We start from the raw sequence: 1,270 nt of genomic DNA, 5'->3' as shown, positions 1-1,270 counted from the left end.
GATGACGTCCCAGGGAGTGGTGTAGCTCGATAGCGGTGGTCACCAGTGTTTTCCGGTAGGGTCGGGTTGTTCAAGACCAACCTGATGGAAAGACCACCGATGACCGACGATATGATGAACGTGCGCTCGCTTGTTGAGAAGAGTGCTGACGCCGATTTGTTGCGTGAGATGATCGGCTTTGCGGCCGAGCGGCTGATGGAGCTGGAGGTTGGCAGTGCGACCGGTGCTGGCTACGGCGAGAAGAATGCGATGCGGTTGGCGCAACGCAACGGCTACCGCGACCGGGATTGGGAGACACGCGCCGGAACGGTCGAGCTTCGCATTCCGAAGCTGCGCAAGGGCAGCTATTTCCCAAGCTTCCTCGAACCGCGTCGGATGGCGGAGAAGGCTCTGACAGCGGTCATCCAGGAAGCGTACATTCAGGGCATCTCGACGCGTTCTGTCGACGATCTGGTCAAAGCGATGGGCATGAGCGGCATCTCCAAAAGCCAGGTAAGCCGCCTGTGCGAAGAGATCGACGTCAAGGTGAAGGCGTTCCTCGAAAGACCGATCGAGGGCGATTGGCCTTATCTGTGGATCGATGCCACCTACCTGAAAGTCAGACGCGGTGGCCGCATCGTTTCCGTTGCCGTCATCATCGCCGTTGGCGTCAACACCGATGGCCGGCGCGAGGTTCTGGGCATGGAAGTTGGCACATCCGAAGCCGAGCCGATCTGGACGGAGTTCCTGCGCAGGCTTACGCGCCGAGGTTTGCGCGGCGTGAAGCTCGTCGTCTCCGACGCCCATGAGGGACTCAAGGCTGCCGTTACCAAGGTTCTCAGCGCCACCTGGCAACGATGCCGGGTTCACTTCATGAGGAACGTGCTGGCGCATGCCGGAAAGAGCGGCAGGCGTGTCGTCTCCGCCTTCATCGCCACGGCATTCGCCCAGGATACGGCGGAATCTGCCAGCACGCAGTGGCGCAATGTTGCCGACCAGATAAGACCAAAAGTGCCGAAGCTCGCCGCCATTATGGATGATGCCGAAGAGGATGTGCTCGCCTACATGACTTTCCCGAAAGAGCACCGGGCAAAGCTGCACTCGACCAATCCAATCGAGCGCCTCAATGGCGAGATCAAGCGCCGCACCGAGGTCGTCGGCATCTTTCCCAACGACGAAGCCATTGTCCGTCTCGTCGGCGCATTACTGCTCGAACAGAACGATGAGTGGGCCGTTCAGCGGGCCAGGTATATGACACTTGAGACTATGGCGTCGATGAGCGATGATCCGC

Annotated in this window: 1 protein-coding gene; it reads left to right on the top strand. The window is 59.8% G+C overall.

Going from position 1 to position 1,270, the window contains the following annotated elements:
* Positions 1-99: 99 nt before the first annotated feature.
* Positions 100-1,270, top strand: a 1,171-nt coding sequence (locus tag K9B32_RS28810; protein ID WP_224568785.1) for an IS256 family transposase, incomplete at its 3' end; no start/stop codon positions are given.

The organism is Rhizobium sp. 3T7 (assembly GCF_020166565.1).
Classification (GTDB): Bacteria; Pseudomonadota; Alphaproteobacteria; order Rhizobiales; family Rhizobiaceae; genus Rhizobium.
Note: the sequence above shows the minus strand (reverse complement) of the source record. Positions and strands in the feature narration are given on the sequence as shown.